Annotated in this window: 15 protein-coding genes; 7 read left to right on the forward strand and 8 right to left on the reverse strand. The window is 64.2% G+C overall.

What is annotated here, in order from left to right; all coding sequences use genetic code 11:
• Positions 1-11 precede the first annotated feature (11 nt).
• The 4 genes from I41_RS15925 to I41_RS15940 all read left to right on the forward strand — a co-directional run bounded on the left by I41_RS15925 (position 12) and on the right by I41_RS15940 (position 7,601).
• Positions 12-1,487 carry a DUF1501 domain-containing protein gene (locus I41_RS15925; RefSeq protein ID WP_145433912.1) on the forward strand — a complete coding sequence of 492 codons (1,476 nt, stop codon included), beginning with the start codon at positions 12-14 and terminating at the stop codon, positions 1,485-1,487.
• 211 nt (positions 1,488-1,698) lie between these two features.
• Entirely contained in the window at positions 1,699-4,812 is a 3,114-nt protein-coding gene (locus I41_RS15930) for a sulfatase-like hydrolase/transferase (RefSeq protein WP_145433913.1), read from the forward strand.
• Positions 4,813-4,895: 83 nt separating this feature from the next.
• Positions 4,896-6,788 (forward strand): IGHMBP2 family helicase, encoded by a 1,893-nt coding sequence (locus tag I41_RS15935; RefSeq protein WP_145433914.1) that lies wholly within the window; start codon positions 4,896-4,898, stop codon positions 6,786-6,788.
• A gap of 123 nt (positions 6,789-6,911) precedes the next feature.
• Positions 6,912-7,601 (forward strand): peptidoglycan recognition protein family protein, encoded by a 690-nt coding sequence (locus I41_RS15940; RefSeq protein ID WP_145433915.1) that lies wholly within the window; start codon positions 6,912-6,914, stop codon positions 7,599-7,601.
• A 196-nt stretch (positions 7,602-7,797) separates the two neighbouring features.
• Here the strand turns inward: I41_RS15940 and I41_RS15945 are convergent, their stop codons facing one another.
• Complete coding sequence (locus tag I41_RS15945; protein ID WP_145433916.1) at positions 7,798-9,504, reverse strand: prenyltransferase/squalene oxidase repeat-containing protein; 1,707 nt, start codon at positions 9,502-9,504, stop codon at positions 7,798-7,800.
• Between the two features lie 754 nt (positions 9,505-10,258).
• Positions 10,259-10,867 carry a hypothetical protein gene (locus tag I41_RS15950; protein ID WP_145433917.1) on the reverse strand — a complete coding sequence of 203 codons (609 nt, stop codon included), beginning with the start codon at positions 10,865-10,867 and terminating at the stop codon, positions 10,259-10,261.
• A 36-nt stretch (positions 10,868-10,903) separates the two neighbouring features.
• Between I41_RS15950 and I41_RS15955 the strand changes: the two genes are divergently transcribed.
• A complete protein-coding gene (locus I41_RS15955; RefSeq protein WP_145433918.1) occupies positions 10,904-12,178 on the forward strand; it encodes a PQQ-binding-like beta-propeller repeat protein in 1,275 nt (424 codons plus the stop codon).
• A gap of 30 nt (positions 12,179-12,208) precedes the next feature.
• Here I41_RS15955 and I41_RS27310 read toward each other — a convergent pair whose 3' ends face one another.
• The 5 genes from I41_RS27310 to I41_RS15975 all read right to left on the reverse strand — a co-directional run bounded on the left by I41_RS27310 (position 12,209) and on the right by I41_RS15975 (position 21,308).
• Complete coding sequence (locus I41_RS27310; RefSeq protein WP_168206942.1) at positions 12,209-12,379, reverse strand: hypothetical protein; 171 nt, start codon at positions 12,377-12,379, stop codon at positions 12,209-12,211.
• A 50-nt stretch (positions 12,380-12,429) separates the two neighbouring features.
• Positions 12,430-12,945, reverse strand: coding sequence for a hypothetical protein (locus tag I41_RS15960; protein ID WP_145433919.1), 516 nt, complete (start codon positions 12,943-12,945; stop codon positions 12,430-12,432).
• 93 nt (positions 12,946-13,038) lie between these two features.
• Positions 13,039-14,289: a CCA tRNA nucleotidyltransferase gene (locus I41_RS15965; RefSeq protein ID WP_210420964.1), complete on the reverse strand. Its 1,251-nt coding sequence runs from the start codon at positions 14,287-14,289 to the stop codon at positions 13,039-13,041.
• 18 nt (positions 14,290-14,307) lie between these two features.
• Positions 14,308-17,868 carry a UvrD-helicase domain-containing protein gene (locus tag I41_RS15970; protein WP_168206943.1) on the reverse strand — a complete coding sequence of 1,187 codons (3,561 nt, stop codon included), beginning with the start codon at positions 17,866-17,868 and terminating at the stop codon, positions 14,308-14,310.
• Positions 17,865-21,308, reverse strand: coding sequence for a PD-(D/E)XK nuclease family protein (locus tag I41_RS15975; RefSeq protein ID WP_145433921.1), 3,444 nt, complete (start codon positions 21,306-21,308; stop codon positions 17,865-17,867). The genes I41_RS15970 and I41_RS15975 overlap by 4 nt, the downstream gene beginning before the upstream one ends.
• A gap of 477 nt (positions 21,309-21,785) precedes the next feature.
• Here I41_RS15975 and I41_RS15980 point away from each other — a divergent pair, with 477 nt between their 5' ends.
• A complete protein-coding gene (locus I41_RS15980) occupies positions 21,786-23,102 on the forward strand; it encodes a DUF1559 family PulG-like putative transporter (RefSeq protein ID WP_145433922.1) in 1,317 nt (438 codons plus the stop codon).
• Between the two features lie 177 nt (positions 23,103-23,279).
• Positions 23,280-24,113 (forward strand): DNA-formamidopyrimidine glycosylase, encoded by an 834-nt coding sequence (gene mutM / locus I41_RS15985; RefSeq protein WP_145433923.1) that lies wholly within the window; start codon positions 23,280-23,282, stop codon positions 24,111-24,113.
• An 18-nt stretch (positions 24,114-24,131) separates the two neighbouring features.
• On the opposite strand, the gene I41_RS15990 is transcribed toward mutM, so the two are convergent.
• Positions 24,132-25,136, reverse strand: a complete 1,005-nt coding sequence (locus I41_RS15990) for a serine/threonine protein kinase (protein ID WP_145433924.1) — start codon at positions 25,134-25,136, stop codon at positions 24,132-24,134.
• Positions 25,137-25,140: the final 4 nt, after the last annotated feature.

A 25,140-nucleotide genomic window follows, 5' to 3' on the forward strand; every position in this document is an offset into this window, starting at 1 on the left:
AATCATCCAACATGCAACTTCCTCCCCCAACTCTCCAACGCCTCACCCGCCGCCACTTCTTTGGCAGCGCCGCCGTGGGCCTCGGCGGCGCCGCGCTCACCTCGCTGCTGGCGCGCCAAAGTCTCGCTGACTCGCTCACGGCGCCAACGGCCCTCCCGGCCAAGGCCAAGCGCGTCATCTATCTCTTTCAATCCGGCGGCCCCGCCCAGCAAGACCTGTTTGACTATAAACCGCTCCTCAACGACAAGAACGGCCAGCAACTCCCCCCCGAAGTGCGCGGCGCCCAGCGTCTCACCGGGATGAGCGCCCAGCAATCCTCAATTCCGCTCGCCGGCTCTCACTTCAAGTTCTCCCAGCATGGCCAGTCGGGCGCATGGCTCAGCGACGTCCTGCCGCACCATGCCGCGATCGCCGACGACCTTTGCTTCGTCAAGGCGATGTGGACCGAGGCGATCAATCACGACCCGGCGATCACCTTTTTTCAGACCGGGTCCCAGATCGCCGGCCGGCCGTCGCTGGGGGCGTGGCTCTCCTACGGCCTCGGCTCGATGAATGACAACCTGCCGGCGTTTATCGTTCTCGTCACTGCCAAGCATGGCGGGGACCAACCCCTCTACGCACGACTCTGGGGATCGGGCTTCCTCGACTCGCAGCACCAAGGCGTGCAGTTTCGCCCCGGAGCCGAACCGGTCCTTTACCTCAGCAATCCCGACGGCGTCTGCCGATCCGGCCGCCGCGCCATGCTCGATAAGCTCAACGCGCTCAATCAGCGGCAATTCGAACAGGAACTCGACCCAGAAATTGAATCGCGGATCACGCAGTACGAAATGGCGTTCCGGATGCAAACCAGCGTTCCCGACGCCACCGATCTCTCGCAGGAAACCGACGCTACCTTCGAGCTTTACGGCCCCGACAGCCGCACTCCCGGCACCTTTGCCGCCAACTGTCTCCTCGCGCGCCGTCTGGCCGAACGCGGCGTCCGCTTCATTCAGCTCTACCATCAGGGCTGGGATCACCACGGCGGTCTTCCCGCGGGCATCCGCAATCAATGCAAGGAGACCGATCAGGCCTCCGCCGCGCTGGTAAAAGATCTCAAGCAACGCGGCCTTCTGGACGACACGCTCGTCATTTGGGGCGGTGAGTTCGGCCGTACGAGTTACTCACAAGGCGCCCTCTCGGCGACCGACTACGGCCGCGACCACCACCCGCGCTGCTTCACCGTCTGGTTGGCCGGCGGCGGCGTCAAGCCCGGCGTCAGCTACGGCCGCACCGACGATTACGGCTACAACATTGCGGACGAGTCGGGCCGGCCTCTCAATCCAACCAAAGACGCATTCACCCCCGGCGCCGTCCATGTTCACGACCTGCAAGCGACGATCCTGCATCAGTTGGGTGTCGATCACACCCAACTCGTCTTCAAGCATCAGGGGCGCCGGTTCCGTCTGACCGACGTCCACGGCCACGTCGTTCATGATTTGCTGACCTAGGCGGCGTCAGTGACAGCGAGGCGCGTCGCCCTGCGGGCGACTCTCGGTCGCCGCTCGGCCAGGCATTGCGTCCTCTGTCAGGAGTTCGCGTGGCGGACCGCCATGACTCCCATAACAGCTTGAGTCGGTCGTCAGGCGGCCGTCGGTCGACTATCCTCAAGGCTTGGCCACGCTCCGGCCTAGCCGTTTTGCACGCTCCGAGAGGCCCCGAGTGTCCGCCAACTCCCATTACTACCGATTTTTGTACGCGATTGTCGCGATCGCCGTCACGCTGCTCGGCGCTCGAGCAGCCTCGGCCGGTGCCGAGCCCGATGGCCGTCCCAACATCCTGCTCGTCCTGATCGACGACGCCGGATTCGCCGACTTTCCATACTTCCAGGACGGTCGCCAGCGCATGCCCAACCTCGATCGTCTCTGCGACGAGGGACTTCGCTTCACGCAATTCTACGTCAACTCACCCATCTGTTCGCCATCGCGGGCGGCGTTCGTGACGGGCCAGTACGCCATTCGTTGGGGTATCACCAGTTACATCGACGCCAGTGACGACAATGCCCGTCGCGGGATGCGCGACTGGCTCGAACCATCGGCCCCGTCGCTCGCTCGCATCCTCCATGAAGCCGGCTACGCCACCGCTCACTTCGGCAAATGGCACCTCGGCGGCGGCCGAGACATCGTCGCGCCGCTCATCGGCGAATACGGCTTCGACGAGTCGCTGACGCAATTCGAAGGCATGGGCGACCGCATTTTGCCGCTTCTCGACGCTGGCAGCGGCCGCCCGCCTGTCAAGTTTTCCCTCGGCGTCGCCAGCGAGCGGCTCGGCCACGGCAAGGTCCGCTGGGTCGAGCGGAGCCAGGAAACGAGCGAGTTCGTCAAGCCCGCCATCAAGTTCATGGAGCGCGCGGCAGCCGCCGGCAAACCGTTCTATGTCAATGTCTGGCCCGACGACGTCCATACCCCGCTCCACCCGCCTCAGCACCTGCGCGGAGACGGCAGCAAGCGCGAACTGTACCTGGGCGTCCTCGAAAATATGGACCGCCAACTCGCCGAGCTCTTCGATTTCATTCGCAACGACCCGCAACTGAGCCGCAATACCATCATTGTCGTCGCCAGCGACAACGGCTTCGAGCCTGGCGCAGGGTCGGCGGGCCCGCTGCGCGGCTCCAAGGGCAACTTGTACGAAGGCGGCGTCCGCGAACCGCTGGTGGTGTGGGGGCCCGGCCTGCTGGAGAAAAAGGCGATCGGTTCGACCAACGACCAGACGGTCATCTCCTCGATCGACGTCGTCGCGTCCCTGCTCGAAATCGTCGGCGTCGAGCTCCCGGCCAACGTGCAATTCGATGGCGAAGACCTCAGCGCCGCGCTCACCGGCGTCAGACCGCAGCAGCGTACCAAACCGCTCTGCTGGGTCCGCCCTCCGGATCGACCCGGTCAGGAGGGCGAAAACCTTCCTGACCTCGCCATCCGCAGCGGCAACTGGAAACTCCTCACGGAGTACGACGGCAGCCATCCGCAACTCTACGACATCGCTTCCGATCCCAACGAGCAACGTGATCTCGCGCAGCAGCACCCCGAAATGGTGCAAACGCTCACGTCGGAACTGCTCGATTGGCATCGCGCCGCAACGCCCACGAGCGCCGCGGCAACGGCGCCTCGCCAGTTCGCCAATCCCATTTTTGAAGGCGCTGATCCCTGGATCATTCAGCACGACGGCAAGTACATTGCCTGCCTCTCCGACGGCAATCGCGCCGTCGCCCTCCATTTCTCTGACGACCTCACGAAACTCGGACCGAAGCACATTGTTTGGGAAGCCCCAGCCACCGGCCCCTATTCGCGCGAGGTTTGGGCGCCGGAACTCCACCATCTCGACGATCGGTGGTACATCTACGTCGCCGCCGATGACGGCGACAATCGCAATCACCTTAGCTACGTCCTGGAGTCAAAGGGCGACGACCCCCTCGGACCTTACGAGCTGCGCGGCCCAATCTACACCGGCGACGACCCCGCACAGAAAAAAGACAACCGCTGGGCGATCGACGCCACCGTTTTCGAACATCACAAAAATCGCTTGCTCATTTGGTCCGGCTGGGCTGCCGACAGCGACGAGCAGTGGCTGTACATCGCCCCGCTCAAATCGCCTTGGGAACTGGCCGGCCCGCGCGTCAGGCTCTGCCACAATGCCGACCATCAGTGGGAGCGCGTTGGCGAACTCCCGGACCAGCGCGGCCTCCACGAGGGACCGCAAATCCTCCAGCACGACGGTCGCACCTTCATCATATATTCCGCCAGCAGCTCGTGGCAGCCGACCTACAAGCTGGGCATGCTCGAGTTGCAACGAGATGGCGAACCGCTGAATCCGGCAGATTGGATCAAGCACGATCAGCCTGTATTCGTCGGTACGGAAGACACCTACGGAGTCGGCCACGCCTCATTCGTCAAATCGCCTGACGGCGCGGAAGACTGGATTGTCTACCATGCCAAGCGCGACCGCAGCGACGGCTGGGCTCGCGCCGTGTTCGCGCATCCCTTTACCTGGGGCGCCGATGGGCGACCATGCTTCGGCGCGCCGGTAAAGGCCGGCGAGTTGCTCAAACTTCCCAGCGGCACGCCAGCGCCGGCCGTTAAACGAGGCGCTTGCGATTGGCCGACATTCCACTCGCTCGAGGGCTGGACCTACTATGGCCATCACCAGATGTTGAAGATCGACGCGGGCCAGCTTCTCCTCGGCGTCCCGCCGAAAGATCCCGCCAATACGTATCGCAGCGGAGAGAAGGCGGTGCTCAACGACGGCCGTTGGTCCGATCTCAAAGTCGCCGCCACAATTCGCGTCCTCTCGGGCGATCGCGACGCCGGAATCCTGTTTCGCGTCCAGCGCCCCGCCGTCGGCTTCGACGCCCAACAGGGCTACTTTGCCGGCATCATTCCAGGCTCCGATCGCGTCATCCTTGGCGCCACCGACGGTCGCCATTGGCGCCACATTGCCGACGCCCCGGCCGACGTCGAAGTCGGCAAAGACTATCGCCTGGAAGCGACCGCCCGCGGCGATTCCATCACGCTCGCGCTCGACGGACGGCAAGTTCTGCAAGCTACGGACGCAGCGTTCACCCGCGGCAGCATTGGTCTTCGCGTCGTCGACTCCGAAGCGGCATTCAGCAACGTCTCGATCGAACCGCTCAAACGCCGCCCGCAGCGACCCAAACCCTTACGCGCTCCCGCGAAATCCGCCTCCTCGCACAGGTCGCTTCAGCCACCAGGCCAGCGGCGCACCACGCTAACCGCGCACGCCAATCAACCTTTTGCCCTGTGCGCGCCCTCCCCGTTGTGGTGAAATACGCCCTATAGCGCTATCCGATTTCACTGGAACCTGCCGCCATCCCGTCCGAATCCTACTACGACCGCTTCCATCGCTGGATGGAACTCGAAGCGAAAGCCGAGGCGCAGCGCCTCGCCGAGCGCCGCCAGGTCCGCACGCGCAAGACGGCCGAACGGACCGGCGAAACGCTCCTCGACCTCGCCATCGAAGAGCACCGCACCGGCCTCAACGGTCGCCATCTCCTCACGCTGGTCAAGCGCAACCGCACGCTCGACCTGCCCTGGAACCGTCTCCGCATCGGCTCGCCAGTCCTGCTCACGCCCCTCTCGGGCGACGAATCCAAAAACTATCCCGGCGTCGTCAGCGCGCGCACCTTCCGCTCGATTGAGGTGGCCTTCGATCATTGGGTCGACGGCGACCGCTTCGATCTCGACCTCTCCGTCGACGAGGTCTCTCGCAATCGCGAACGGGCGGCGCTGCAATCGCTCCGCATGGCGAAAGGCCGCGTCGCCGAACTCCGCCAGATCATTCTCGGCCCGTTCGACGAAACGAACCACCGCGACCGTCAACCTCGCTTCCGCGCTCACGCGCCCATCGCCGAACACGAGCGCCCGGTCGCCGAGCATCCGTCGGCCCACCTCAACGCCTCGCAACAGGAAGCGATCCGCTTCGCGCTCTCCGCCGAGGACCTCGCCATCATCCACGGCCCTCCCGGCACCGGCAAAACCACGTCGGTCGTTGAGTTCATCCGCCAGGCCGTCGAAGAAGGCAGTCGCGTCCTCGCCTGCGCACCCAGTAACACGGCCGTTGACAACCTGCTCGAACGCCTCGTCGTCGCCGGCGTCCGCGTCGTCCGCGTCGGCCACCCAGCTCGCGTGATGGAACGCCTCCGCCAACACACGCTCGACTCCGTCGTCGAGTCGCACGAACACATGCGCTGGGTCAAAGAACTCTACCGCACCGCCGAGGCCCTCTTCAAGAAGGCGGACGGCGACTCCCGCTCCCGCCATGCTTACGCCGCGAAGGCGGAATGGCGCCGCGAGGCCAAACAGCACAAGGCCGACGCCCGCCGCCTGGAGCGCGACATCATCGCCGACGTGCTCGATTCGGCCGACGTCATCTGCGCTACGACGACCATCGACGAAGACGTGTTGGGCGACCGCACGTTTGACTGGGTCGTCGTCGACGAGGCCTGCCAATCGACCGAATCGGCCTGCTGGATCCCGCTATTACGGGCCGATCGCATCCTCCTCGCCGGCGACCATTGCCAACTCCCGCCGACGGTCCTCGCCAAGGAAGCCGCCGCCCAGGGCTACGACCGCAGCATGATGCAGCGTCTCGTCGAGCGCTACGGCGACGCGATCACGCGGCAGCTCACCGTGCAGTACCGCATGCACGAAGCGATCATGGATTTTTCATCGGAGCAGTTTTACGGCGGCACGCTTCTCGCCGACGAGACGGTCCGCAACCACACGCTTGCCGGCTTAGCGGGCATCGAAGAATCCCCCTTCACGCAAGCGCCGCTCGAGTTCATCGATACCGCCGGCGCCGACTACGACGAACGCCAAGAAGAAGATGGCCTCAGCCGTCTTAACCCCGACGAAGCCGCGCTCGTCCTCAAGAAAGTCGACAAGTTGATCGCCGCCGGCCTCCCCGCCGCCGACGTCGCGGTGATCGCCCCCTACGCCGCCCAGGTCCGCTGGCTCCGCCAGCACGCCACGCACGACGAACTCGAAATCGACACGGTCGACGGATTCCAAGGCCGCGAGAAAGAAGCGGTCGTCATCAGCCTCGTCCGCTCGAACCGGCAAGGCGAAATCGGCTTCCTCGCTGACACCCGCCGCATGAACGTCGCCCTCACCCGCGCGCGCCGCAAGCTAATCGTCATCGGCGACAGCGCCACCCTCGGCGCCCACGCCTTCTACGCCGCCATGCTCGACTACTTTCAAGCCCACGACGCCTACCACACGGTTTGGGAAGAGATGGAATAATTGTGAATGACCGAATGACGAAATCCGAATGACAAATGAGAAGAACGCTTGCGCGCATCTCATTCGTCATTCGGATTTCGTCATTCGTCATTTCCCCCCGCATCCAGTAACCAGCATCCTGCCATGCGAACTCTGCTCCTAACGATCCTCGCCCTCCTCCCCGCCTTCGCCCACGCCGCCGCCCCGCGCCCGACGAACATCGTCACGTGCGAAGAGTGGAAATCCGACCCCGCCCCCATTCCCGACGAGCGCAAGCACACCCCGCGGTACATCACGCTCCACCACGCCGGCGTCCTCTGGACCAACAGCCAGACGCCCGAGCAGTTCCTCCGCAACATGCAAGCCTGGGGCAAGCGCCGCCCCGAGATCGAACAACCGCCGCGCAACACCTATTGGCCCGACCTGCCGTATCACTTCCTCATCGCCCCCGACGGCCGCATCTTCGAGGGCCGTCCCGTCGAGTACGAACCCGAATCGAACACCAAGTACGAACTCGCCGGCAATCTCGGCGTCGAAATGATGGGCGACTTCAACCAACAGCGTCCCAGCCCCGCGCAGCTCGAATCAGCCGTCCGCCTCGCCGCCTGGCTCGCCGACGCGCACAAGATCGCCGCCGACGACATTCGCACGCATCAGGACGCCGCCCCAGGCAGCACCACCTGCCCCGGCGCCGACTTCTACCGCTACTTCAACAGCGGCGAATTTAAGCAGTGGGTTCAGCAAGTCCAACAGGGCCAAGAACCGCAGATCATCCCCGGCGCCCCGCTCCCCGACGGCCCAGTGGAAGTCATCACCGAGACCAAGAAAAGGTAGCCGCGGCTCAACGAGTCGCTGGAGCCGGTAGATCAGGCACCTTCCTTTCTTCGTCAACCGTAGGGCTCGACACGCCCACGCAAAGTGCAACAGCGGCAACGGCTCAGGCACGGATTCTCAAACGACAACCGGCAGCGCCAATCCACCGGCGACGCCGCATCGTCCGTCTCGAAGCGATGCCAAGATCGCCGCACAACTAGTCCGCCGCCACTTCGCCGGCCGACTCCGCCGCCGCTGGCTTGGCGGCCTCGGCGCTCGCCGTCTCCGTCACCTCGCGCGCCGCTTCGATGCCATTGGAATAGAGCGGCAAATGGCGATAGTACACTTCCAACATGTACGTCGAGAGGCATGTGACGTACAGCCGCCCGGCCGACGCTCCCCACTGGTCCCGCTGCGGATCCCAACTCCCGCGCTCGCGACCCGTCCGCACCTGATGCTCCGGCAGCGTCTGTCGCATGACCTTATTCCATTCGACCCACGACTTGCCCCCCATGTGATGCATCACCTGCGTCGCGTAATACCAGTAGTAGACGTTGCGCTCCTCCCAATTCACCGGGTGGTCCGCGACGTAGGCGACGCCGCGCACCAGCGGCTTGCTATCCTGCTTCCAGCCGAGATACTGCCGACACAGCAGCGCCTCGGCCGTCATCGCCGGCGTCCCCCCTTGCCCCCGTTGATACGCGTACTGGCTGCCTCCCTTGCTGGAGACCATGTCGAGAAACCCGCTCACCCGCGCTAGCGTCTCCGACGGCACCTCGAGCTTCGCCATCCGCGCGCTTTGCAGCGCCATCACAAACCAGCCCGTCACCGACATGTCCGAATCTTCAAACGGGTAGTAACGCCAACCTCCCTCTTTCGACTGAATCTTGACGCAGTACTGCACCGCTTGCTCGGCGTGCTCGCGCAACAGCGAGTCGTTCGTGATGCCGTATAGCTCGCAAATCGCAATCGTGCATTGCGCGTGCGTGTAGAGCCGATGATTCGACGGCGCCCGTTCAATCAAAAACTCGCCGTTCTTTTGCTGATGCCGCAGCAGCGCCTTCATCCCTCGCTGCACGGTGCGCCGATACGGCCCATCCTTCATATGCGTATGGCCGTCGCCCAAGTAAGCGATCATCGCCATCGCCGTCGCGGCCAAACTGTTCTCCGCCATCGCCCCGTCGGCGTACGGACCGTCCAAACTCCACGAGCCGTCGCGCTGCTGCTGTCGACTCAGCCAGGCCAGCGCCGCCTCGACCGACTGCTGCGTCGTTCGATTGCCGCCGTACGCCTTCATCAGCGCCTCTTTGCGCCCCTCCTGCCGACCGCTGAGCGCCATGCCGATCGACGGCGCATCGATATCCGAAAACACCAACGTCCCATCGCCCGGCAAGTCGTTCAATTGCGGCGGCGCCGCGAACGGATCGTCCACGGCCGGAAGCGACGACAGCGAATAGGAGGGATCGAACGCCATCTCCGGATCGGAGTTCACCGCGTCGCCCACCGCGGGAACGTCCAGCTGCTCGCCCAGCGTCTCGGCGTAGATCTCTTCCACGGACGGGTCGTACGGCGCCATCTCAACGTCAATCGCCTCCTGCGCCACTTGATGAGCCCCGACCGCCACGAGGCCGAGCATGATGATCAGCCCCATATGGAACACCATGCTCACCAACCAAGCCGGCGTCGCGCTGAGCAGCCGCGCCAGCCAGGTCCGCTGCATCGCCGGATGCTCGTCGTCGACCGTGAAGGCGTCGACCAGTAGTGACTTCGTCCCCGCGAACATCCTCCCGAAGAGCGACCGACGACGACGCCGGCGCACGAACGTAGGCCCCCGCACCCCCGCAAATTCAGCGTCGGCCGCGACAATCGCTTCGGTCTCAACGACCGGCGGGCCTGGCGGTAACGGAGGCGGTTCGGGCAGCATGAGAAGTCCTACCTTGGCCCGGCCGCAGATGACGCCGCCAACATGCCATGCCCCATTATAGCCACCCGCTGGCAATCGGCCCCTACAATTGAACCCCGCTCCGCCAACCCCGGACTGGTCGCTTGAGCGACCTGTCGGCCCCGCCCGAAAGCTCCCCAACCCAGAGCCGCCATCAACGCCCCGCCCCAATCAGCTCCTCTTCCAAACGCCAACCCAACCGGCGCACCCGGACGCAGACCCAGACGAATCGCCGCCAACGGCTCGCGTCATTTCATCGCCCGGCTGACCTCCCGGTCAGACCTAAGTCCGACTTCCCAACTCGGCGCCTTCGCCTCTGCACGACAACTGTTCTCCCAAACCTGCCCCCCGATTCTTGGCAGCAAATAGGCGGCGACGGGCCCGCCTCAGGCGCCGCCGCCTGCTCAAAAAACTTTCAACTTTAGAACAGAAATTGGCCACCTGAATCGCTAGGATCAATCCGTCGCTTAACGCACAGCATCAATGACGTGCCCGCTGGCCGCAGGCGTCGCTGATCGGTCGCCCGGCATGCGTCTGGCGCAAGGGCCGAAGCCGGCGCCATCAACTAACAGCACATGATGATTGAGTTCTGTCACCACCCGCTGGACAAAACCGTCAGCCGACGACGATCGCAACAAGTCGTCGCCGCCGTTAACGTTGCGCGCTCGTCGCACGACCTCAGAGGGCCGCAAGGATCGGTTTTGTCCACTCAAATCGACTTGCGCGCCGCGACAATTCACTTCGCCAACACCCGCAGGCGCTTGAGCAGTCGATCGACGTTATCGGTCCGCTCCCCGGGCAACGCCTCGACCCTGGCCAGCAGCTTGGCCGCTTCGTCTCGATCAAGCGATAGTCCGTCGATCATGGCCCCAACCCCGCCAGCGTCGCTCGCCAACAGCAACACCCGCGAGGGCGTCACGATCGTCGCCCCGTCCGCCAGCGTCACCCGAAATCGAGCGCTCACGGCAGCGGCCGCGGCGGCTGAGTCCTGCAACCGATCCCACCTCACGAATCCACAAGCCACGCCGTCGCCCCGGGCTGGGATCGCCGTCGGGTGCCCCTCGCGCATCTCAATCCGAAAGTCGCCCGTTTTCACAACGCCCAGACCATCGCCACCGGCAGTGTTGTCGGCGCCCGGCAAGACGACGCTTTCCACTACCTCGATGCCGACGCCCTCGACATCGGTCGCCGCGATTCCCGAGTTCGCCAGCGCAATCACAAATGGCAACGGCGACTGCGACTCGTCAAGTCGCGTCTCGACAAACGAGACCTTCGCCCCGCCGGCTTCATCCCGGCAGCCCGAAACGAGTAGAATCAACGCCCCGACGAAGAGAAGTTTGGACATATCCGCAGAATACCCGATCACCGCCAAGGAGGAACGATGAAACCATCACGGAACCGCGCCTGCATCGCCGCCGCGTCGCTGGCACTGCTCACGCTCGCCGCCGTCAGCGGCCTCGCCCGCGCCGCTAACTGGGCCCAGTGGCGCGGCCCCCATCGCAACGGCATCTCCTCAGAAAACGGACTTCTTAAAAAGTGGCCCGCGGACGGCCCGAAGCTTGTCTGGCAAGTCGACGATCTCGGCGACGGCTACTCGACGCCGGCTGTGGTCGGGGACCGAATCTACCTCCTCGGCAGTCGCGGGCTGGAAGATGAATTCGTGCAGTGCCTAAGCGCCGCCGACGGCAAGCCGATCTGGGAGCGACGCATCGGCAAGGTCGGCAATCCCGATCAGCGTCCTCCCTACCCGGGAGCCCGATCGACTCCCACGGTCGACGGCGACGCCCTCTACGCCCTCGGCTCCGACGGCGACCTCGCCCGGCTCGATGCGAAGACGGGCGACATTGCGTGGCAAAAAAATCTTCGGAACGACTTCGGCGGCAAGCCCGGCGTGTGGGCCTACTCGGAGTCTCCGCTCGTCGACGGCGACGTGGTCATCGCCACCCCGGGCGGCGACGAAGCAACGATTGTCGGCCTCAACAAGTCGACTGGCGAACTTGTCTGGAAGTCGGCGATCCCCGAAATGGAAGCCGCCTATGCGTCCGCCGTGAAGGCCGACGTCGCCGGGCGGACCCAGTGCATCCAATTTCTCTCGAAGGGACTCGTTGGCGTCGACGCGGCGAGTGGCGACCTTCTCTGGCAGTACGGCCACACGGCCCAAGGAAGCATGGCGAACATTCCGACCCCCGTCGTGAATGGCGATCTAATCTATAGCGCGAGCGGCAAGGGCGGCGGCGGGCTCGTGAAGATTGTCGCCAGCGGCGACAAGTTCGCAGCCGAGGAGGTTTATTTCGAGCCGCAACTCCCGCGCGCGATTGGCGGCTCGGTTCTGGTCGGCGAACACCTCTATGGCGCCAGCAGCGATTCGCTGATGTGCGTCGAGTTCGCCACCGGCGAGGTCGTCTGGCGCGATCGCTCGATCGGCGCGGCGGGCATCTGCTACGCCAACGGCATGCTCTACCTCCACGGCGAGAACGGCGAAGTCGCCCTCGTCGCAGCGACCCCCGCGGAATATCGCGAAGCAGGTAAGTTCACCCCGCCCAATACCCCGGACCGAGGGAAGTCGAAGGCCTGGGCCTACCCGGTCGTCGCCGACGGCAAGCTCTACATCTTCGACTGGGGAACTCTCTGGTGCTTCGACGTCAAAGAGGAGTAAGGCAGGGTTGCGCGAATTACTGAATCGAGCTCAGCTCGCTTTCAACTTGGTCATCTCATCCTGCAGCTTGTCGATCTCAGCTTGCAGCCGAGCGGGCTCCTGCGGGTCATCCGGCTGCTTTTTCGCTCCGGCGAGCTGCTGCTGGAGCGTGCTGAGTTTTTGGCGAATGACTTCGATTCGTTTCTTGGCTTTTTTATCCATGAGGAGCTCTCTCGTTCATTTCGCTCGTAGACCGTTCGCCCCGGGGCGAATCAATGGTATGTACGCATCAAAGCACCGATGATGATGATCGCCATGACAGCGAGCCAAGCGGCATTCAGCCACTGGCCGAGGCTTGCTCGAAACTTGTCCGCCAGAGACGTTTTGCCCGCCAGGATCGCCGCGACGAAAAAGACGAACAGGGCGAGCAGAAATTTCGCGCCGAACAGCATGTGGTAGGCGGAGGGCAGGGGAGCTCCGGCGGCTTTGGCCTCGCGGACGAACGTGATGTAGTTGAACATCCCCGTCACGATCAGCAGCAGCGTCGCCGCCCCGACCCAACGGGCCCAAACGCTGCGACGCCCCGCGAAGCACGCGTCGGCGCCGGCGGGAGCGAGCACAGCCCGCAGGTAGAACAATCCGCCGCCGATGATGATCGCGAACATGATGTGAATGACGCGGCTCGCGACGCGCACCGCGAACGCCGCGTCGACGCGCGGTTCAGTCGCCGCCTCGGCCGCTTGGGCGAGGAGGGCGGCCGCGTCGAAATCCAAGGGAATCAGTGCCATCGATCGCTACTCCGGGGGCGGAAGAACCGTAAGTCGCGGCGCGAACGCCGGTGGGGACCGATCCTACGGCGTGTGGAGCACTTCGTCTACGGCTCAGCGCACTGCCGGATGTTCGGCCATCCAGCGTTGGGCGGCCCACAGCGCATCCTCGGCGGTGAGCAGGGCGCCGTCGAGCTGCCGGTCGCGGAGATACTCGAGCAATTGGGAAAATTGGCGGCCTGCCCGCACGCCGTGCCGGAGGAGATCGTCGCCGGTCACCAGCGGCGGCGGATTCAGTTCCTCCGAGGGAAGCGCCAACTGCTCACGGCAGCGGGCGAGACCAGGGTCGTACGCTGGCAAGATGCTCGCCTGGAGGGCGAGCAATTCGTCTCGGCCCTCGTGCACCAGCAATCGCTGCAATCGCGGCCAGGGGAGCGACGCCGCGTCGAGCATCGCTGGCAGATGTTCGAGCAGCCACATGGTTCGATCAACTTCCTTGTTGGAAAGTCGCAGGCGCTGGCCGAGCTGGCGCACTTCGCCGGGGTCGACCATCCCGAACAACAAAGCTGCCAGGCCGAGCGGAACGGTCGCGTCGGCGAGTTGCTCCAGCCGCGTAAGGGCCGCGAGCCAACGTTCATCGTTCGCCACGGCATGCGGCGCGACCTCGGGGAGCAACGGCGACGCCAGCCCCGTTGCCGCCAACAGCGCCGCTCCGCGGGATCGAGAGCGGTGAACGATGATGCGCCGCAACTCGGCCCCGATGCGCTCGCCGCTCACTTGCCCCACGTCGCCAGCCATCGCCTGGACCGCACGAAAGGTGGCCGGGTCGAGCGTCAGGTCGTATGTCGCCGCGAAGCGAACGGCGCGCAGCAGCCGCAATTTGTCTTCGCTGAACCGCTTGAGCGGTTCGCCGATGGCGCGCAGGACGCGCGCCTCGAGGTCGGCGACGCCGCCAACGTAGTCGACCACATCTTCGGAGACGGGGTCGAAAAACAGCCCGTTGATGGTGAAATCGCGGCGCTCGGCGTCGTGGCGAGCGTCGGTATAGGCGACCGAAGCCGGGCGTCGACCGTCGAGGTAGTCCCCGTCGCTACGGAACGTCGCGACGTCGATCGGATGCAGCGGCTTGCGGGCGAGCACGGCAATCACGCCGAACGCTGCCCCAATCGCCAGGGTGCGGCGCGTACCGAACAGTTCGCGGACTTCCTCCGGACGGGCGCTGGTCGCTACGTCGTAGTCCTTGGGCGCCAGTCCGAGCAATTGGTCGCGCACGCAGCCGCCGGCCCACAATGCTTCGTGTCCGGCCGACCGCAACTGGCGGACGACGTCGAGAGCGAATTCGCGTTGGGTGATTTGACCTTCCACCGGCAGCTCATCAGGACTTTAGGTGAGATCCGTGACCAAGCGAGTCATCGCCGCGTCAATCCGGCGCATGGCGTGCGTGCGGTCTGCGTCGCTCCAATTGAAGCGATGTTCGCAGCCGCCGTCCAGCAGGACGAGCGCGACTTCGGCGGGCGGAGCGCCGAGGGCGCGTTCCACGGCCAACGCATACACGAGCAGTTGCGACTCGTACTGGTTCGCGACCGTGCCGAGATTGTCCGCGGTGACTCGATTCGTCTTGAAATCCAGGAGTCGCCAGCGGCCGTCGGCGCCCTGATACAGGCAGTCGATGTAGCCGTGGAGATAACGCGTCGTCGGCTGATCGACAGGCGGCCAAGGCAACAGAAACTCGACCTCTCGACGCACAATTTGCGCGGACGCCAGTTCTCGGCCGCGGGGCGAGGCGAGAAACTCCTCCAGCAAGCGAACGGCGCGGGCAACGGTCTGTTCCTGCGGTCTCTCAGGCTGGAGCCAGGCGAGCGATTCACAGAACTCGGCGAGTGCCGGCGGACGTTGGAAGTTCCATTGCTCCAAAACGGCATGGACGAGCCAACCGAGTTCTCGCGCTTCGCGCTCGACCTCCAACGATGCTCCACCCGAAGGCATTGCGATGCCAGCAGAGTCGTCCTCGACTTCGGCTTGAAGGGCGAGCGCCCCGGTCAGCTGCGAAAACGAAAACCTTCGCCGCGCCGAAGCATCGGCAGGAATCGCGTCGCTGCCGCGCGGCAGTTCGCTCGCGCCCTTGGCCGCGAGCTGGCGCGTCCTGGCCACGAGCGTCTCCAGATCGGCTCCCCGCGGCTGTGCGCTCTTTTCATCATCGATTTGCGGCCGCGCGGTCGTCACGAGAATCTGCGGCGCTTCGTAGCCGGCCGGCAGCGGCTGTCGCAGCGAGCCGTCGACGAGATTCACCTGCTGGTCGATCAGTTGCAGCCAATCGCGTTTTGGCTGCGCGGGGTCGTCGATGCTGCTGCTCAGCAGCAAATAATCTGCCGCGCGCGTGCACGCGACGTAGAGCAGCCGCCGGCGCTCTTCGATTTCCAGAACATCCTCGGCATGTCGATAGAGGTCGATCCCGATAAGGCCCTCCTTCTCCTCAGCATCGATCGAGACCAGCGGTCCGAGGGTTTCATCGAGCACCGGGAGCGTCATGCCCGCGTGGCGCTGTCGGTCGAGGTCGGGCAAAACGACCAACGGAAACTCGAGTCCTTTTGAATAGTGAATCGTCATGATGCGAATGACGTCGCCTTCTGACTGAGTCGCGGCCAACGCTTCCTTGGGCGCGCGTGAGACGAATTCCGACAACTGCGTGATGAACCCGGGCAAGTCGCCGGGCGAACTGCGGTCCAGCGTGCGAGCCTGTTCGATCAACTTTTCGATATTGGCCGCCTTGCGCGGGCCGAGGAATTCGGTAAGCAGGACGGCGTCGTAGCCGGTTAGTTCCATCGCGAGCGCGAACAAGTCGGCCACGAGCAGCCGATCCTTCTCCTCGCGCAATCTCGCCATCGTTGCGGCGGCGCGGCGGACCTTCGCGGCCTCGACGGCATCCAACTCGGCAGGCGGCTGGCTGATCGCTGCGAGCGCCGCGTTGAGCGACTGATGCCGCTGGACGAGCCAGTAGAGCGTTTCGTCAGCGAGCGAGAAAAGCGGGCTGCGGAGCGCGCCGGCCAGGGCGATTTCGTCGACTTCGCTGGCAACGGCCCGAAAGAGATTGAGAACGTCGTAAATCTCTTGTTGCGAGTAAAACGCGTGCCCGCCAGCGAGGTAGTAGCTCAGGCCGTGGGCGCGCAGCGCCTCTTCGTAAACTTGTGCATCACTGAGCGTTCGCAGCAGAATCGCGATATCGCCCAACTTTAGCGGCCGCGGCGCCGCCGGATCGCCCGCTATGTCGACGACCAGGCGTGCTTCAGACTGCAAGAGCTGAACGAGTCGTCGGGCGATCCAATCGGCTTCCAACACGCGGGCGTCGCGCGCCGCCCCAGCGCGGCGTCCTCGCTTTAGCGTTAAGGCGGCGCCGGTGGCGTCGACTGAGTCGGCCGCGGGCTCGTGGCGATCGTCATTCGAAGAGTTCTCGCCCGGCGTCCACATGAACTCAATGGCAGGAGTCGGCGTCGCCTGCGGTCGGGCCGGGACGAGCGGCTCATATTGCTCGAAGGCCTGGTGAAATACCGCGTTGACGAAGGCGGTCACGGCCGGCTGGCTGCGGAAATTGCGCGTCAGCGACAAGCGTCCGGTGGGTAAAAGCGCGTTGCGGAGTTCGTTCGACACCCGCGGTTCGGCGCCGTTGAAGCGATAGATGGACTGCTTGAAATCCCCCACGGCGAACAGTCCCTGCTCGCGCCAGCCGTCGCCGCAGAAGGCTTTGATAATCGCAACCTGCAGCGGATTGGTATCCTGGAACTCGTCAACCATCAGCAATCGCGTACTGCCGGCGACCTCTCGGCGAATAGCGTCATTCTCGGGCGCCGTGAGCAATCGATGCGCACGCGCGAGAAGGTCGTCGAACTCCAGCTGATTCCGCCGCGTCTTCGTACGTTCGAGCGACTGCGTCACATTGCCGACGAGGCGGAGCAGCGCGAGTCCCTGGCCAGCCGCCTCGCGAGCCGCGGGGACGTCGAACGGTTTCTTCAAAATGCTTTTCTTGATGCGATCGCGAAACGCGGCGCATGTATCTCGGAACTCGGCAAAATCCTCGGGGTCCGCCCAGTCCTTCGCCGTGCAGACGCCCGACACGCGCGCCAATTGGTTGAGACGTTCGAGCAACGCATGGGCGTCTGCGGGCGTCAGCTCACGGCCTTGCAGCGCGTCTGCCAGTGCAAGTAGATGGTCTCCCAACGTTGCCTTGACGACCAAGTCGACGCGGGCGAGTCGCCGCAAGACGTTGGCTTCGGCGCAGCCAAGAAGTTCCCGAATCGCCGCAGGCGCCGCCTCCGAAGCAAAGTACTGCTGCCAGGCGGCGACTACTTCGTCGACGGTCGCATGTTGCCAGCGCTGAACCGCGGGAAGCGCCAGGGGACCGGCCAGGCGAGCCACGTCGGTGCGCACGCGGTCGAGCCCGCGCTTGGCAGCAAGATTCAATACGTCTTCATCGCCTGCAAGCAGGAGGGCGCGGAGCCGGTCATCGACCGTCTCCAGCTTCATGAGCTCCGCCGTGGCGGCGTCGAGCACTTCGAACTGCGGATCGAGTCCGGCCTCGACGGCATAACTGCGCAACAACTGCGTACAGAACGAGTGGATGGTGCTGATGCGGGCGCCATCCATCGAGCGCATCAGCCGTTGCCATGCCGCCGCCTCCTGATCATCTTGCGCCGACTGCAGTCGTTCAAAACAACGGCGGCGGATTCGGTCGCGCATCTCACGGGCGGCGGCATCCGTAAAGGTGATCGCTACCAGTTCCTCAAGATGCGCCGGTTCGACTTGCGTCGGATCAACGTGCGACAGGAAGCGTTCCGTCAGCACGAACGTCTTGCCGCACCCGGCGCCCGCCGATAGCGAGACGCTCACGTCGCGGGCGTCGAGCGCGGCGCGCTGCTGCGGAGTCAGGGGTCGTTCGACGGCGGGATTCACGTAGCGTCTCCCACCGGCGGCAGCCACCTTTTCTCGAGACTGCGAATGTGGCTGATTCTGCAGCCAGTGCTGAGCGGACAGTATTGACCGCAGTCTTTGTCCTGGTTGAAGACGGGAAACCAGCCTTGTCGAATCCCGTTGACGATCTCGCCGATGCGCTGGATCAGGGCGCTTTTGAGCTCGGGCCACGCCGCCGATTCGCGAACTACCCCCTTCTCGATTTCGCTCAGTGACAATGGTCCTCCTGATCGCGCGTTCGCGCCAAACCCCTTGCCGCGAATGCTCCAATATCCAGCCGCCAGGCCGACGGCCTGCTGCTCAGCGAGCAGCAGATCGGCCACGGCCATCGCGTAGAGCGGCAATTGCAACTGCGTGCCGTCGCGCATCTTGGCGTCGTCGACGCGGTGCTTGGCCGAGGTTTTGTAGTCAATCACATTGAACACCGTGACGCCGCCGACCGTGGCCACGTCAATACGATCGATCTGTCCGGTGAAACGAATCGGCTCGTCGCCGATTGTCAATTGATAGGGCTCGTCGGTGGAAAGGTTCGCATCGTCGGTCGATTCACTGCGGCGATTTTTCGGACCGAAACGAGCTTCGAAGTAGGACGCCTTCAGCGCGCCGTCCAGTTGCGGCCAGGCGGCGGCGTATTCATCATGCTGGCGGGCGAATTGCTCGGCCCAGTCCGCGATTTGGCGCCGCTCGATTTCGACCAAGGCGCGATCGAGGCCCCGGCGCGGCCGCTGTCCCACGACGCGGTCGAGCATTTCCTGAAACTCGCGCGCCACGACCGCGGGCGACGGTGCGTCGCCCTGATCATTGAGCGCATTGATCACCGCGTAGAGCCGGGCCAGCGTTTCGTGGAGCAGGCTGCCGCGCCGCGCGAGATCGCTCTCCAGAGCTAGCTCCGGCAGTGGTTCAAGCTTTAACAGATGTTCGCCAAAGAAGCGGAACGGGCAGGAGGCATAGGTCTCGAGGCGGCTAGGGCTCCAGATGTAATCGACGCCGTACTGACCGAGGAGCCGAGCCCGTGCCGCCGCCGAGGAGAAGACGCCTTCGAACGGTCCAAACGTCTTGCGGTCGCTGCGGCCGGCGACCGTGCGAATGCCCTCCAAGATCGAAACACCGATCTCCTCATAGCGAGGCGAGCGGACCAGCGCCGCCAGCAGTTTGACGTTCGGCTTGCGATCCCGCGTCTCATGGGCACTGAGCACGGCGTGGCGCCGAACGTCGCTGCGCGACAGCGGAACGTCTCCATGCTGGTGTTCATAGCTGAGTGACTGCTCGGTTCGTTTGATCGCTGCCTCGCCGAAGCAGCGCTGCAGTTCGACGAGGAATGGACTGGGGGGGAGCGGTTGCGCCTTGGCGTCGAGCGCTGGATAGCTGAGCGTGAGCGATGCGAGAGGCGCTGTCACGGTTTGAAAGAAAAGAAGCATATCGTCGCTGCGCGCGTCGGATGGCGATTCTCCCACAGTCTCAGAGTCGCCGTCGTCGCCCTCGCCGCCCGCGCCGCGGCCGGCGGGAAATGCCAGCTCACTCAGACCGCCGACGAACAGATGCCGCGGCCGCAAGTGCCGCATACTTTCGGCCGACAGGACTTGCACGCGACCGGTCGCGTCGCGCGACTCGGGCGCCGGGAGTTCGGCCGCCGTGGCGCCGACCAGTTCGACGAAGTCGGCCAGGGATAGCTTGGGAGGCTCGGCATCCGCCCAGGCGTCGACGTGCGCCGCCGAGCGAAGGCCCTCGACGAGGATCGCCCATTCACGCCTGGCACTAGCGGAGGCGCCGAACAATCCCAACGTTGCGGCTAATGTGGCAACGGCGTCGATCCAGCGCTCGGTCGTTCGCTCGCGCTGCAACTTTTCCAATAGTTCACCGAACCCGCGCAACCGCAGCGTTGCGGCACGCGCGTCGAAACCGCGAGCCTCGAGGTCTGCCAGGAGGCGCGACGGCTGATGCGCGGGATGCGCGGCAATCGCCTCATCGCCGAACGGATCATCGGCGTCACTCAACACCGAACGCTGATCGCCGGCGGGGGACGGCGCAGCTGGGTCGGCGCCGTCCCGGCCACCGTCGCCGATCAACGCCAACAGTGCTTCGCGCCCTGTCGGCAGCTGAGCCTGCCGGACTAACCACTCGACGGCGCCGCGCGTCACCGCCCCGCCGGCGCCTTCGCTACCCAGGTTGTGAGTCTTTTCGTCGTCCCACCACGTCAGCGAGCGATCGCCCACGACGTGCAACAGGCGACGATAGGGCCAATCCTCGACTTCGAGTCGTAGGACGTTGACCAGGCTACGCAGTAGCGGCGTGGCGTTGAGTCGCCGCGAGGCATCGAGATAAAACGGAATGCCAAAGTCCTCAAATGTCTGCCGGATGCGATCGGCCACGTCGAAGGTCGAGCGAAAGGCGACCGCCACGTCGGTCGGCGCCGTGCCGGCTAGCAGCAACGTCTTGACGCGGCGAGCAATCTCCTCGATCTCGGCCCGGACGCTGCTGGCCGCGATGACCTCGATTTGGTCGAGCGATTTTCGCGAGGCCGCCGAGACTGGCTCGAGTTGCCGATAGCTGCGGAAGAGGTTGCGGCGCAGGTGCTCCATTGTGGGCCAATCCTCTCGCGTCGGAGGTTCGCCTTCCGAGTCGACGGTGGCGCCGAGCTCGTCGACCAGGCGGTTGCGCGTGGCGATCGTGCGAGCGAAGAGCTCGCGCCGTTGCGCCTGGTCGTCGGCCGCGTCGCCGGGCAAGGTCACGATCACGGAGTCGGCGCGCTGAGCTAGCAGGCGAATCATCGCGAGCTGCGGCTTCGTGAAATCCGTGAAACCGTCGACGACGGCAAGCTTGATTCCTGTCGCCACCGCGGGCTCGGCGATCATTCGATCGCGGGCCGCCCGAAACATTCCTTCCTCGTCGACCAACCACTGCTGGTCGAGCAGTTGCTCGTAGCGGTGATAGAGGAGGGCCAATTCGCGCAGGCGCGGGGTCCCCCGGCGCTGCTGGCGGGCAAAATCCTGGGCGGCGACGTCCCGGCGGCGGAGTCGCGAAATCGTCTGGTCGACGAGGTTGACCAATCCGGCGGAGCCGCCGACCGGGGCAAAGTACTTGAGGGCGCCGTCGGCGGCGGCTTGGCCAATCACTTGCCGGACTAACCGTCGCCGCTGCAGGGTGGAAATGGGCCGCAGCGGCCGCGCCCCGTCTCTGACGACAGCGGCGGCGAACCCGGCGAAGGTCGTCACCCCCGGATCGAGTAAGGCGTCGGCGGAGGCGATGGCCAAGCGTTCGCGAATGTCGCGGGCGACGGCCTGCGTCGGGGCGATCCAAAGCGTCTGCCGCCGCTCGCCAAGTCCGCCTAAGCGCAATAGATCGCGGTACTTGCGCAACAGGGCGGCGCGCTGCGGCTCCCCTCTCAACGCAATTGCCACCACCAATCGGCCATCAGTTTTCATGGAACAATCGTACACTAGATGCCGATGAGGCGACGAGAGGGGGGAAAGAGGGTCCGGGTTTCGGGGGTTCGGCTTCAGCAAATGCGGCGAGCGACATCCTGCGGATGGTCTTTGCGCTTCGGCAGCCCTGGGACCGCAAATCCCGAACTATGTTCCTCTCCATTTGTTTGACAGCAGAGGGCGAATTCGCCTAAACTGTTACCGTATAGGAAGCTCCAGCTAGGGCAGTAGCGAAGCGACCGTCTTTTCTGACGATAGCGATCGCAAAAGCGTGCCGCGTGAAGAGGCGTTTTCGGCGGTGCCGCGTGAGAGATCAGCAGTGCTGATCGAGCGGCAATCGACCATCAACTCCTCTTCAGACGCCGAGGCGTGGCGGGCGATCCTGGATAGTTTTTTATTCCGCCGGGAATCCATTTATCCCCCTGGCGGACGGTTTTCTTTTTTTTCATTTCCATTTTCCCCTGAAGGAGGTACACGATGGAAAGAAACAGAAAGGTACGAGGTTTTACCCTCGTCGAGCTGCTGGTGGTCATCGCGATCATCGGCGTGCTGGTGGCGCTGCTGCTGCCGGCCGTGCAGGCGGCCCGCGAAGCGGCCCGTCGCAATTCGTGCTTGAACAACATCAAGCAGATCAGCTTGGGGTTGAACAACCATGAGAGCGCGCGGCAGTTCTTCCCGCTTGCCTCAACGGCGCCGTTCCTCGGGAAAGCGGGCGTTGTCACGGACCTGACGTCGCTGAACAACGCGAGCACCGCGACGCCAACCGACGGCGACGGGTACAGCTGGCTGGTTCAGATCCTGCCGTACATGGAACAGCAACCGCTTTACAATCGCATTCGGGATGCGAGCGTCGCCGGCGTGCAAGCCAAGTTGCTTATCGGTCCCTTTGGTACAACCGCTGCCAAGACAGGTCTGGACTTGATTCCCGGGGCTGCCGCCGGCACTGCCAATCGGTACGCGCACGAAGTTCAGGTTGAAGCGTTCAAGTGTCCGAGCTTTCCGGGCGCCGACACGTCGAAGGTGCTGAAGATTAGCAATGTGAATGCGGCAGTGGGGAACTACGTCGCGGTAGCTTCGACCCATTACAATGCCGAAGGCTACACTGGCACTGGCGGCGCGAGTGATACTGGCGCCTCGACCGGGACCATCTTCGACAGCCAAACTAGCGGGACCGCGCGGAAACAATTGGGCGGCAACGGCGCCATTCCGTTTTGGAATCGCACGAATGCCAATGACACCACGCAGTTTACGAAGGTGCGCGGCTCGACTCATGCGGGGCTTTCGCGCGACGGCACGTCGAACACCATTATGTTCACCGAGTCGCGTGACGAAAACTTTGCAAGCTGGATTAGCGGTCTGTCTTCGTACGTCGTGGCCGTCGATCCAGGCTGGGGTCCGGTCGTGAAGAAGCAAACGAGCACCGGCTCGACAACTGCCGCTGCTGGCCAAACGCTGGCGCTTCGCTTTGGGCCGGACGGCACCTCGACGACGCCTGGTCAGTTGGCGCTGAACGTCGGCCAGAACGTCAAACGAGCTGGCGGCGAAACGGCGGCAACCGATCCAGCGCCTGCTGCGGAAGATCCGACGAACAAAAAGGCTTACTTCTACGCCAAGCCTTTTGCTCATTTTACGAACAATCCGCGCGTCTTTGGCCCGTCGAGCGCCCACTCGGGCGACATCGTCCTGCACGGCTGGGGTGACGGTCACGGTTCGGCTATTAACGCCAACATTGATCGCAACGTCTACCTGTGGCAGGTCACCCGCAACGGCGGCGAGGTCATTCCTCAGCAGTGAGCGTGATCTCGCTCACCTGAGCGGTCTGAAAGTTAGCTAACGCCCGCCGCGGAGAGGATCGTCCTTTCCGCGGCGGTTTTATTTGGTAAATGACGAATAACGAAATCCGAATGACGAATGAAGGACGCAAGCGATCGTCATTCGTCATTCGGATTTCGTCATTTATGGTTCCTTCCCATGCCCGAGCTTCCTGAAGTCGAAACGATGCGTCGCGGGGTCGAGCCGGTCGTCGGCGCGAGGATTGTGTCGTTCGAACGCCTCCCTTCGCCGCGCAAGCCAATCGCTCTGTCGCCCGGCGTGGCGGCGTTTCGCCGGCGCGTCGAAGGGGCGCGCGTCGAGCGAACTGGCCGGGCCGGCAAACGCGTGGTCCTTTGGCTCGATCGGGGGGACGCGATCGTCTTCGAACCGCGGATGACTGGGCTCCTGCTTATCGACGAGCCAGTCGATGCGCTCTACGCCCGCGTCCGTCTGAAGTTTCGCGGCGGGGCAGCGAAGGAACTCGTTTATTGGGACCGCCGCGGACTGGGAAACGTCCGCCTGCTGAGCGAGGGGGAGTTTGAGCGGACGTTCGGCCTCCACGCGCTAGGGCCCGACGCGTTGGCGATGACGGCGGAGTTGTATCGCGAGCGGCTCGGCAGTTCGCAGCGGGCGGTGAAGGTGGCCCTGCTCGACCAGCGGGCGGTCGCTGGCATCGGCAACCTCTATGCTTCGGAGATTCTGCACCACGCGGGCGTTCACCCGGAGCGATCGTGCCGCGAGTTGAAACCAGCGCAGTGGCGGGCGATCGCCGCGGCCGCCTTGGAGGTGCTCGAGACGGCGATCAGGTATGAAGGCTCGACGCTGAGCGACGGCACCTATCGCAACGCGCTCAACAAGTCGGGCGGGTACCAGAATGAACACCGTGTCTACGCGAAGGCGGGGGACAATTGCCCACGGTGCGGCCGAGGGACGATCGAACGAATCGTGCAGACGCAACGCTCGACGTTTTTCTGCCGGCGGTGCCAGAAGTAGCCGCGGGATCGCGATCGACTACTCGGCGGATTCGAGGGCTCGGCCGCGGAAGGAGCGGATGGCTTCGATCATTTCATCTATCGTTTGGAAGCGATCGCCTGGCTGCTTGGCCATGGCCTTCAGCGCGATATCAGCCAACGCCGCGGGAATTTGCCGGTTTGGCGCCCGCTCACGGGGAGGCGCGGGCATCTCGTTGATGATTTTTTGGAACGTCTCGTGGACCTGCTTGCCGCGCAGCGGTTCGGTAAGCGTCAGCACTTCGTAAAGCACTGCGCCGGCGCTGTAAACGTCGGTCCGCGCGTCGATCTGATCGCTGCCGCCGCGCACCTGCTCGGGCGACATGTAGAGCGGCGTGCCCGGCCGCTGGTTGACGTCGGTGAGGATTTGATGCTCCATGATGCGGGCATCCTGTTCGCTCTCTTCGTCGGCCCACACCTTGGCGACGCCCCAATCGAGCAGCACCGCTTCGCCGAAGGCTCCGACGAGAATATTCTCCGGTTTCACGTCGCGATGGACGACCCCGTGCGCGTGCGCATAGGCCAAGCCGTTGCAGACCTGCACCAAGACGCCCAACATTCGCTCCAGGCCGAAATGGGCGAGGGCCTGTTCGTCTCCCTTGGCCTGTCGCTCGATGATGCCGCGGACCGTTTCTCCTTCGACCTTCTTCATGGTGAAGTACAGCCGGTCTTCGGTGTCACGACCCAAGTCGTAAACGGGCACCGTGACGGGATGCTGCAGTTGAGCGGTCACCCGCGCCTCCCGTAGGAATCGGGACTGCATGTAAGCGTTGTTCGCGAGGTGAGGGTGGAGGGTCTTCATGACCACCGTGCGGCCTAGCGTCTTGTCACGGCAAGTCCGCAGTTGGGCGGAGCCGCCGCTCGCCAGCGGCTGGAAGCTGCTGTAGCGGCCGAACCCGACTGTCTGAAAGCTCGGCAATTCGGCGTCGGTGTCCTTCACGTAGATGTGAGGATAAGCGTCCGGCTGCGCATCGGCGGGGGTCGGGACGGCGCGAAAGTCAGACATGGTT

Origin of the sequence: Lacipirellula limnantheis (assembly GCF_007746075.1) — a bacterium.
Taxonomy (GTDB): domain Bacteria; phylum Planctomycetota; class Planctomycetia; order Pirellulales; family Lacipirellulaceae; genus Lacipirellula; species Lacipirellula limnantheis.

Bases quoted from the DNA above. Each gene is read 5' to 3' on its own strand.
- I41_RS15925 (WP_145433912.1), top strand. From the start codon at position 12: ATGCAACTTCCTCCCCCAACTCTCCAACGCCTCACCCGCCGCCACTTC.
- mutM (WP_145433923.1), top strand. From the start codon at position 23,280: ATGCCCGAGCTTCCTGAAGTCGAAACGATGCGTCGCGGGGTCGAGCCG.
- I41_RS15980 (WP_145433922.1), top strand. From the start codon at position 21,786: ATGGAAAGAAACAGAAAGGTACGAGGTTTTACCCTCGTCGAGCTGCTG.
- I41_RS27310 (WP_168206942.1), bottom strand. From the start codon at position 12,379: ATGGATAAAAAAGCCAAGAAACGAATCGAAGTCATTCGCCAAAAACTC.
- I41_RS15940 (WP_145433915.1), top strand. From the start codon at position 6,912: ATGCGAACTCTGCTCCTAACGATCCTCGCCCTCCTCCCCGCCTTCGCC.
- I41_RS15960 (WP_145433919.1), bottom strand. From the start codon at position 12,945: ATGGCACTGATTCCCTTGGATTTCGACGCGGCCGCCCTCCTCGCCCAA.
- I41_RS15935 (WP_145433914.1), top strand. From the start codon at position 4,896: ATGGAACTCGAAGCGAAAGCCGAGGCGCAGCGCCTCGCCGAGCGCCGC.
- I41_RS15945 (WP_145433916.1), bottom strand. From the start codon at position 9,504: ATGCTGCCCGAACCGCCTCCGTTACCGCCAGGCCCGCCGGTCGTTGAG.
- I41_RS15950 (WP_145433917.1), bottom strand. From the start codon at position 10,867: ATGTCCAAACTTCTCTTCGTCGGGGCGTTGATTCTACTCGTTTCGGGC.
- I41_RS15990 (WP_145433924.1), bottom strand. From the start codon at position 25,136: ATGTCTGACTTTCGCGCCGTCCCGACCCCCGCCGATGCGCAGCCGGAC.
- I41_RS15975 (WP_145433921.1), bottom strand. From the start codon at position 21,308: ATGAAAACTGATGGCCGATTGGTGGTGGCAATTGCGTTGAGAGGGGAG.
- I41_RS15955 (WP_145433918.1), top strand. From the start codon at position 10,904: ATGAAACCATCACGGAACCGCGCCTGCATCGCCGCCGCGTCGCTGGCA.